Origin of the sequence: Pseudomonas protegens, from assembly GCF_003732485.1 — a bacterium.
Lineage (GTDB): Bacteria > Pseudomonadota > Gammaproteobacteria > Pseudomonadales > Pseudomonadaceae > Aquipseudomonas > Aquipseudomonas protegens_B.
The window spans coordinates 91,329-99,516 of the sequence record NZ_MOAK01000053.1 but is presented as its reverse complement, the minus strand read 5'-3'; the positions used below and the strand labels follow the sequence as shown (position 1 = coordinate 99,516).

Genomic DNA, 8,188 nt, shown 5'->3' with positions numbered 1-8,188 from the left:
AGGCCGCCACATGAGGGGCTTGCGGTGTTGCGTCTAGTTGAGCGGACGGATCGGCTGGCCGGCGTGCCAGGCCTGCAGGTCCTCGATCATCTGGGTGAAGAATTGCCGGTAGTTCTGCCGGCTGACATAGCCGATGTGGGGCGTGGCCAGGACATTGGGCAGACGCCGGAACGGATGGTCGGCGGGCAACGGTTCCCGGGCGAACACATCCAGCGCGGCCCCCGCCAGGCGGCCCTGTTCCAGGGCGGCGATCAAGGCCGCCTCATCGACGATCGGGCCCCGTGCGGTGTTGACCAGCAAGGCCTCGGGCTTCATCCAGCCCAGGGCCTGGGCGTCCACCAGGCCGCGGCTGCGTTCGCTGAGTACCAGGTGCACCGAGAGCACGTCGGCCTGCTCGAACAATGCCTGTTTGCTGACCAGGGTTACTCCGGCGATGGCCGCGCGCTCGGCGGTGAGGTTCTCGCTCCAGGCAATGAGCCGCATGCCGAACACCTGGCCGAATTGCGCCACCCGCTGGCCGATGCTGCCCAGGCCGAGAATGCCCAGGGTCTTGCCGTGCAGGTCGCCCCCCAGGCCCTGTTGCCAACCACCTGCGCGCAGGGCGTTGGCTTCATTGAGCAGGTTGCGGGTCAGGGCCATGAGCAGGGCCCAGGTCAGTTCCGGGGCGGCGTGCTTGTAGCTGTCGGTGCCGCAGACCTGGATTCCCAGGGCCGTGGCGGCCTGGAGGTCGATGGCGGCGTTGCGCATGCCGCCGGTCAGCAGCAATTTGAGTTGGGGCAGGCCTTGCAGCAGGGCTGCGTCGAACACCGTGCGCTCGCGCATCAGGCAGATTACCTGGAAGGGTTGCAGACGCTGGACCAGGGTGGCGTGGTCCGCCGGGTAGTCATGCAGAAAGCTGACCTGGCCAATGCCTTGCAGCACCGACCAGTCCACCGCGTCGTGGGCCACGTCTTGCCAATCATCGATGACCGCAATCTGTACAGCCATGTTCAGGCTCCTTTCTGGGGGGCGGTTCAGCTGGCCTGGCGGGGCCTGTTGACGCAGCCGATCATGTCGCAGATTGGCCACGGGTTCCATTTACAAAAAGCCTTGGCCAACGGTGTAGGAGCCGGCTTGCCGGCGAAGAGGTCTGTGAGGTTGGCGTTTATCTTGAGGGCGCTTTCGCTGGCAAGCCAGCTCCTACGGGGGGGCGTGTGCGTGGGCGTGGCTCAGCCGAGCCAGCCCAGGGTCAGCCACACCAGCACTGCGTAGCGGGCGCCCTTGGCCAGGCTGACGATCAGCAGGAAACGCTTGAGGGGTTCACCCATGACGCCCGCCACCAGGGTCAGCGGATCGCCGATCACGGGCATCCAGCTCAGCAGCAGCGTCCAGTGGCCGTAGCGCTGGTAGTGCACTCGGGCCCGCTCCAGGTGACGCGGGCTGACGGGAAACCAGCGGCGGTGCTTATAGGTATCGATGCGCCGCCCCAGCCACCAGTTGACCAGGGAGCCCAGGACGTTGCCCAGGGTCGCCACCAGCCAGAGCCCCAGTACCGCCAGCTGGCTGTTGTGCAGCAGGCCGACCAGCAGCGCTTCCGACTGCAGGGGCAACAAGGTGGCGGCCGCGAAGGCGGCGAGAAACAGGCCGAGGTAGGCGCTGGCGATCAACGCGCCGGGTAGTCCGCTACTACGACATCCTGGCCGTCGCGAGTCAGGCCGATGACCTGGAAGGCATCGGCGCCCATGCCGTCCATTTCCATCCCGGGGGAGCCCATGGGCATGCCCGGGGCGGCGATGCCCAGCAGGTCATCGCGCTTGCGCAGGGCCAGCACCTGTTCGGCCGGCACGTGGCCCTCGACGAATTTGCCGTCGATCACCGCGGTATGGCAGGAACCCAGGCGCGGAGCGACGCCCAAGCGCTGCTTGACCGCGCTCATGTTGCTTTCCACGTGGTCGGTCACGGCAAAGCCGTTGTCCTGCAAGTGCTCGATCCACTTTTTGCAGCAGCCGCAGTTGGCGTCGCGGTGCACGTCGATGGGAATCAGTTCTCCAGCCTGGGCCAGGGAGCTGATCAGCAGGGCGGACAGGGCCGCCAGACGCAGTGAGGTGTTCATCGAAAGTCTCTTTGTCGCTGATCAATAAGGAAGGGTGGCATGGCCGGCCACCTGCGGTTGCACGCTCGGGGTGGTGCATTTTGCGGTTTTTTTTGCAGGCCGCCGCCGGCTTTTGTTTCAAGGTGATACCAAGGCTGGCCAGCGGTTGTGGCCTTCAGAACCACAGGCGCAGGCCCAGGACCAGGCGCGGGGCGGTGTCCAGCTCGCCCTCGTCCCGGGCGTACTCGGCGCTGCGGCCGTAGCTGCGGTTCCAGGTCACCCCTATATAGGGGGCGAACTCGCGGCGGATCTCGTAGCGCAGGCGCAGGCCGATCTCACTGTCCGCCAGGCCCGCGCCCAGGCCCCGTTGCCGGTCGTTGCGGCTATAGAGGTTCACCTCGGCGGAGGGCTGGAGGATCAGGCGCTGGGTCAGCAGCAGGTCGTAGTCACCCTTGAGGCGCAGGGCGGCCTGGCCGTCCTCGCCGAGGTAGGCGGTGACCTGGCTTTCAAAGTTGTACAGGGCCATGCCTTGCAGCCCCAGGGCGGCCCAGGTCTGCGGCGCGCCGGGCTTGAAGTCCTGGCGCAGGCCGCCCACCAGGTCCCACCAGGGGCCGATGGCATGGCCCCACAGGGCTTGCAGCTCGGCGTGCTCGGTCACGCCCCGGGTGCGTTCGCCTTCACTGCGCAGCCAGAGCCGGTCGCGGTCGCCGCCGACCCAGCCCTCGACCTCCCAGGCGACGCTGCCACCCGGGTCGGCGTCCTGCCATTCCAACTGGTCCACCAGCAGGAAAGTGTTCAGCGCCGGGCCGTGGATGTGGCCGCTGGGGCCCTGGTAGACCGCCGCCCGATCGGCATCGCTCAGCACCGGGATCGGTGTGTGGCTTTGTGTGGGGGCTGGCGCCTGCATGCCGGGCATCTGCGAGTGGTCCATGGCACCCATGGCGTGGCCGGGCATGGTGGAGTGGGCCACGCCGGGCTTCGATTGGCCCTGTGTCGGCGCCTGCATGCCGGGCATCTGCGAATGATCCATGGCGCCCATGGCGGTCCCGGGCATGCTGGAATGGTCCATGCCCGGCATCGACTCGCCCTGTGCCGGTGCCCAGGGCCAGGCCAGCAGGAGCAGGCCCAGTCCCAGGCCGACGCCGGGCTGCCGGGTGAAGCGGGGGTAATCAAGCTTCATGGTGGCGTGCCTCCTCGACCCGGACTTCGCGGAACATGCCGCTTTCCATGTGGTACAGCAGGTGGCAATGGTAGGCCCAGCGTCCCAGGGCATCGGCGGTGACCCGGTAGCTGCGGCGGGTGCCCGGCGGCATGTCGATGGTGTGCTTGCGCACCTGGAAGCGGCCGTGCTCGTCCTCCAGGTCGCTCCACAGACCGTGCAGGTGAATGGGGTGGGCCATCATGCTGTCGTTCACCAGTTCGATGCGCAGCCGCTCGCCGTACTGCAGGCGCAGGGGGGCGGCCTCGGCGAAGGGGATGCCATCGAAGGACCAGGCGAACTTTTCCATGTGCCCGGTCAGGTGCAGGGTCAGGGTCCGGCTCGGTTCGCGGCCGTCGGGGTCGGCGAAGGTGCTTTTCAGGTCGGCATAGCTCAGCACCCGGCGGCCGTTGTCGCGCAGGCCAATGCCCGGATCGTTCAGGCGCGGCATGGGGTTCACCGCCTGCATGTCCACCAGGGGGTTGTTGGTTTCCGAGGTCGGGTGGCTGATCGTGGCGTTCATCGCGCTGTGCTCCATAGCGGCCATGGCTCCGTGGTCCATGCCCGGCATTGCCCCGTGATCCATGGCGCCCATGGCCATGTCCGTCATGCCCAGCAGCGGGCGCGGGTCCATGGGCGGCACCGTGGCCTTGAGCCCGGGGGCGCTGGCCAGGGAGCCCAGGGCATAGCCGCTGCGATCCATGGCCTGGGCGAACAGGGCGTGGGCACCGGCGCCGGGTTGCACCAGCACGTCGTAGGTTTCCGCCACGGCGATGCGCAGTTCATCCACGGTCACAGGCTCGACGTGCTGGCCGTCGGCGGCGACCACGGTCATCTGCACGCCGGGGATGCGCAGGTCGAAATAGCTCATGGCCGAGGCGTTGATCAGCCGCAGGCGCAGGCGTTCGCCGGGGCGGAACAGCCCGGTCCAGTGACTGTCCGGTGCCTGGCCGTTGAGCAGGTAGGTGTAGGTGGCGCCGCTGACGTCGGCAAGATCGGTGGGGGTCATGTTCATCTGTGCCCACATCGAGCGTTCGGCCACCGTGGCTGCCCAGCCGTCGCGGCTGACGTCCTCGATGAAGTCGCCCAGGGTGCGCTTGTGGTGGTTGTAGTAGTCGGACTGTTTCTTCAGGGTGCGCAGGATCTGCCCCGGTTCCTCGTCGCTCCAGTCCGAGAGCAGCACCACGTAGTCGCGCTCGTAGCTGAAGGGTTCCGGCTCCCGGGCGTCGATCACCAGCGGACCGTAGACCCCCAATTGCTCCTGGAGCCCGGAATGGCTGTGGTACCAGTAGGTGCCGTGCTGGCGGACCGGGAATGAATAGCGGTACAGGCCGCCGGGCTCGATGCCCTCGAAGCTCAGGCCGGGCACACCGTCCATGTTGGTGGGCAGGATGATCCCGTGCCAGTGGATCGAAGTCGTCTGGTGCAGGCGGTTGCGCACCCGCAGGGTGACCCGGTCGCCCTCGCGCCAGCGCAGCAGGGGGCCGGGCAGGCTGCCGTTGACCGTCATGGCCTGGCGCGGTCGGCCGCTGAAGTTCACCGGCAACTGGCCAATGGACAGGTCGAAGTCGGTGCCCACCGCGACCTCGGGCTGACCCGGACTGCTGATGGCCCAGACCGGGTTGCGCCACAGGCCCAGGCCGGCGAGGATGCCTCCGGCCGTCAAGGCCTTGACGAAGGTGCGGCGGGACGGGCTGTGTCTTGAAGGGGGGAGGGGCATGGCAGGCTTCCAGTCGGTCAGCGGATTGGCGGGACTCTAATCAGCGCTGGCTGTCAGGAAACTGAGGCGGGCATTACAGATTTGTCAGTCGTCCGGGTGCTCCAGACGTTGCTTGAGATTGCCCAGGGCCTGGACCGAGAGCTGCTCCATGCGTGAGCGCAGACCGCTCAGTTGCAGGTCGGTGTAGTAGTCCAGGGTGTGCCGGAACAGCGTGCCGTCGTCTTGCTTGCTCAGTTGGTACTGGACAGTGCCGTCCAGAGCCGCGGAACTGAAGACCGCCTTGAACTCCTTGGGAAACACTGCCACCAGCACGCGATAGCTCATGGGGATCTGTACCCCCAGCAGGTTCATGACTTCGCTGAAACGATGACCCGCCGGCAGCGAGCCACAAAGGCCGGTGTCGGCCCGCAGGCAGGATGGGTGCCACTCCGGCCAGCGCTCCGGCTGGGTCACGTAGTAGTAGACGGTGTCGATATCGGCCTGGATAAACAGCTCATGGTTGATCCGCTCTTGCAGCAGATGTGATTGGCGCTGACCCATGATGCCTCCCACTTCCTTGTGACCTGAGGCTGCAAATATAGCCCCGCCGTGGCGCGTCGCCAGCGGCGGGGGCAGACCGTTCAGCGGACTTTGAAGCGGCTCATCAGGTGGCTGACCCGGGCATTGGCCTGCAACAGGCTCTGGGTATTGCTTTCACCGGCCCGGGCGCTCTCCACCAATTCCTCGACCATGTGTCGGATGCTGACCATGCTGCGGTTGATCTCCTCGGTCACCGCGCTTTGCTGTTCGGCGGCGGTGGCAATCTGGGTGCTCAGGCTGTTGATCTGGTTCACCGAGTCGGCCATTTCGTCCAGGCCGCTGTTGACCCGGGCCGTGGCGTCCGCCGCGGACTGGCAACTGGCCTGGGTGTTTTCCATGGCGCTGACCGAGGAGCTCACGCCCTGGGTCAGGCGGCTGAGCATTTCATTGATCTGCGAGGTGCTGTCCTGGGTCCGCGCGGCCAGGGCCCGGACCTCGTCGGCGACCACGGCAAAGCCGCGTCCCTGTTCCCCGGCCCGGGCTGCCTCGATGGCAGCGTTGAGGGCCAGCAGGTTGGTCTGCCCGGCAATGGCGCCGATCACCCCGAGGATCTCGGTGATGCGCTGGGCGTCGGCTTGCATGGCCTCGACCTTGTGGGTGGCATCGGCCACTTCGTCGATCAGCGCAATGACGCTGCCGGAGGCTTCGCCCACCACCACCCGCGAGTGTTCGGCATGCTCGTTGGCGCGTCGGGTGAAGTCCGCGGTCTGGGCGGCGTTGGCTGCGACGCTGTCGGCCGTGCTGCTCATTTCGGTGATGGCGGTCACTGTCTGGTCGGTTTCCGAGGCGTGGCGCAGCAGGATCTGTTGGCTGTGATTCGAGGTCTGCTGCAACTGCGCCAGGCTGCCGGCCATGGCCTCGGTGGCCTGGGTGACTTCGCCGATCATGTTCTGCAGGTACTGGATGAAGTGGTTGACCGAGTGACCGATGGCCCCCAGTTCGTCCTCGGCGCGGATCACGATGCGTCGGGTCAGGTCGGCGTCGCCGGTGGCCAGGGCATCGATATTGCCCTTGAGGACCTTCATCCGCTGCACCAGTTGGCGGATCGCATAGACCTGCAGCAGCACCAGCAGGATCACCATGGGGATCTGCAACAGACTCAGGGTGCTCAGCACGTCGTCGCGCTGGGCGGTGATCAGGTGGGTGGGCAGGGCGCTGGCGAGGAACCAGGGAGTGCCTTCGATGGCGCGCATGAAGAAGGTGCTGGGCACCCCGGCGTTATCGAACTCGATGCGTTGCGCGCTGTTGTCGCGACGTTCCAGAGCGCTCTGGACCTGGGCCGCGAAGGGCGAGCCGGCGGCCAGTTCGCGGATGTTCTTCAGCACGATCGGGCCATTGATCCGCGAGCTGTTGCTGATGATCTTGCCGTCGGCTTCGATGATCAGCATCTCGGCGTCGAGCTCCTTCTCCTGACGGGCGACCAGGTCGTTGAAGAAGCCCAGGGTCACGTCGATGGTGGCGACGCCCCAGGGCTGGCCGTCGCGGCGGATGGCCATGGCGCAGTTGGTGCGCGGCTCGGCACTGGCGTCGTCCTTGTAGGCCGCGGCCCAGGCGCACTGGCCGGGAGCGGTCTGCATGCCGCCCTTGTACCAGGACTGGTCGTAGTAGTTGGGCGCCGGGTCGCTGTTCCAGAAGGTGTTGACCACCAGCTTGCCGGACGCATCACGGTGCCAGAAGGTGCTGTGCTTGTTGCGCTCCGGGGTACGCTGGCCGGGTAGCGGCCAGATCCCGCCGCCGAAGACCTTCTGCTCGCCGTACTGGTCCACCAGGCCCGGCAGGACCTTGTCGATGCTGTCGCTGTCGAGCAGGGGAATGGTCTGGGTGATGCTGCGTTGCTGGGCCTGGACCTTGTTCAACTCGCCCTGGATGCGCTGCGCCACTTCGGCGATGCGGTTGAGGGCCACTTGCTCCTCGGTATGGCGCAGCTTGGGCGCCACCAGTTGGCTGATCCCCACTACCGTGAGCACCAGCATCAGGACTATGAACAGGACCAGAAAGAGCGTGTAGCGGGCTTGAATCGTGCGCAAAGCGGGCATGGGACCTGTCCTTACCGAGCGTTTTTTATTATTTGGAGAGGGTGAGCCTTGTCGGGGCATCCACAGGATGTCGGCGCGATTTTTCCGCTCTTTAGTACGCTCGTCCAAAAAAGTTCGAGGGTGTTGAAAAAAGGTGTCGCAGGTGACACGCAGGAGGGGCCGGCAGCGGCTGAACGGTTCAACCGTGGGCATGAAAAGATGACGGTTTGAGGGTTGCGCAAACAGCCGGCGCCGCTTAAATCGGGCCTTTGGGCTAATTGTGTCGAGTTTGTACAAAAATTGTAAATTGCGGAAATAAAGCGTTGTTGGGAAGTCGTCCTGGCGTTGATACTTGCGCCCATTCAGATGATTCAACACGGCTTGCGCCCAGTTTCAGACGCCAGATAAGACTTTTCCGGTCCTCTCTGAGCCAGGCTGAACAGGGGGATTGGCAAGCCGGACTACAGGAGTGTCAGCATGGCAATCGGATACGTTGGAGGCTGGACCAGCAAGGCGGGTCTGTTGGTTCGGGACGGCGGTGGCAGTGGTTCTTCCAAACCGGTCTCGCAAAGTGCCAAGGTGCGGCAGCTGTTGAGCCAGGTGGG

The 8,188-nt window shown here is 65.8% G+C and carries 6 protein-coding genes and 2 pseudogenes; all 8 read right to left on the bottom strand.

The window, feature by feature from the left end:
* Positions 1-33: 33 nt before the first annotated feature.
* Complete coding sequence (locus BLX41_RS13610; RefSeq protein WP_123725307.1) at positions 34-987, bottom strand: D-2-hydroxyacid dehydrogenase family protein; 954 nt, start codon at positions 985-987, stop codon at positions 34-36.
* A gap of 221 nt (positions 988-1,208) precedes the next feature.
* On the bottom strand, positions 1,209-1,646 hold the full coding sequence (locus tag BLX41_RS13605) for a YqaA family protein (RefSeq protein WP_123725306.1): 438 nt from the start codon (positions 1,644-1,646) through the stop codon (positions 1,209-1,211).
* Positions 1,643-2,092 carry a DUF411 domain-containing protein gene (locus BLX41_RS13600; protein WP_123725305.1) on the bottom strand — a complete coding sequence of 150 codons (450 nt, stop codon included), beginning with the start codon at positions 2,090-2,092 and terminating at the stop codon, positions 1,643-1,645. The genes BLX41_RS13605 and BLX41_RS13600 overlap by 4 nt, the downstream gene beginning before the upstream one ends.
* A 154-nt stretch (positions 2,093-2,246) precedes the next feature.
* Entirely contained in the window at positions 2,247-3,251 is a 1,005-nt protein-coding gene (locus BLX41_RS13595; protein ID WP_123725304.1) for a copper resistance protein B, read from the bottom strand.
* Positions 3,241-4,989: a copper resistance system multicopper oxidase gene (locus BLX41_RS13590; protein ID WP_123725303.1), complete on the bottom strand. Its 1,749-nt coding sequence runs from the start codon at positions 4,987-4,989 to the stop codon at positions 3,241-3,243. The genes BLX41_RS13595 and BLX41_RS13590 overlap by 11 nt, the downstream gene beginning before the upstream one ends.
* 84 nt (positions 4,990-5,073) lie before the next feature.
* The gene (locus tag BLX41_RS13585; RefSeq protein ID WP_123725302.1) at positions 5,074-5,529 is read right to left on the bottom strand and encodes an SRPBCC family protein; all 456 of its coding nucleotides are present in this window, start codon (positions 5,527-5,529) and stop codon (positions 5,074-5,076) included.
* Positions 5,530-5,609: 80 nt separating this feature from the next.
* Positions 5,610-6,131 (bottom strand): annotated as a pseudogene (locus BLX41_RS37335) (methyl-accepting chemotaxis protein); the annotation flags it as partial.
* A gap of 339 nt (positions 6,132-6,470) precedes the next feature.
* Positions 6,471-7,541: pseudogene (locus BLX41_RS37330) on the bottom strand (cache domain-containing protein); the annotation flags it as partial.
* Between the last annotated feature and the right edge of the window lie 647 nt (positions 7,542-8,188).